This window comes from Leucobacter sp. M11, from assembly GCF_035726885.1.
Classification (GTDB): domain Bacteria; phylum Actinomycetota; class Actinomycetes; order Actinomycetales; family Microbacteriaceae; genus JAPFRB01.
The window spans coordinates 559,260-560,255 of the sequence record NZ_JAPFRB010000002.1 but is presented as its reverse complement, the minus strand read 5'-3'; the positions used below and the strand labels follow the sequence as shown (position 1 = coordinate 560,255).

Below are 996 nucleotides of genomic sequence, written 5' to 3'. Positions count from 1 at the left end.
GCACAAACCTGAGGCAGAGCCCAGGAACGGTGTCCTTTGTCGCCGGTGACCCGTCCGTGGGCAAGAAGGGGACAAGCTCCCTGACGGTCTCCGGCGGGGACAAGGTCGCGGACGGCAAACAGACCCACACGGCAACGGCGACGGTCCTCGACGCGCATCAGAACCCGGTCGGCGGCGTCACCGTGACGTTCTCGGTGCCGTCGGAGTCCGGCGCGCTGCTCAGCGAGGCGACGGCGAAGACCAACCGCTCCGGGGTCGCGACGGTCACGGTGACCTCGGTCACGGCCGGGAAGATCCCGGTGAGCGCGACGGTTGCCGGGACCGAGCTCCGGCGCAGCCCGGGCACGGTCTCGTTCGTTGCCGGCGACCCCTCCCTCGGCAAGAAGGGCACGAGCTCCCTGCGGGTGTCCGCGGGCGACCGCGTGGCGAGCGGCGAGGAGCAACACACCGCCACCGCAACCGTGCTGGACGCGAACAAGAACCCCGTCTCGGGAGCGACCGTCGCGTTCTCCGTCCCTGCGGACTCCGGGGCGACGCTCAGCGAGACGACGGCGACCACGAACGCCCAGGGCGTTGCGACCGTCTCCGTGACCTCGACCGTGGCCGGGCAGGTTCCGGTGACGGCGACCGTCGGCGACAGGGCGCTCCGTGGCAGCCCCGGGACGGTGCGCTTCATCGCCGGCCCGGCGGATGCCTCCCGTTCCAGCTGGTCTGTGTCGCCGGAGGGCCCCGTCACCGCCGATGGCGAGCAGGGCTACACCGGGACGGCCACGATTCGCGACCGCTTCGAGAACCCGGTCGAGGGCGAGACGGTGGTCTTCTCCGCGCCGGAGGAACTGGGCGGGGAGCGCTCCCGTGTCAGCGATGCCGCCGGGAACGCCGTTGTCGAGTGGAAAACGACCCAGGCGGGGAGCTACCCGGTGCGGGCAACGCTCGCGGACGGCACCCCCATCGGGGACGAATTCCAACTCGTGTTCGTCGCGGGCCCGGCGGACG

At 71.7% G+C, this 996-nt stretch carries 1 protein-coding gene; it reads left to right on the top strand.

Translation table 11 applies throughout. From position 1 onward, the window contains the following. Positions 1-29: 29 nt before the first annotated feature. Positions 30-996 (top strand): Ig-like domain-containing protein (locus tag OOT08_RS07015; RefSeq protein WP_325091882.1); only part of this gene is annotated, 967 nt, incomplete at its 3' end.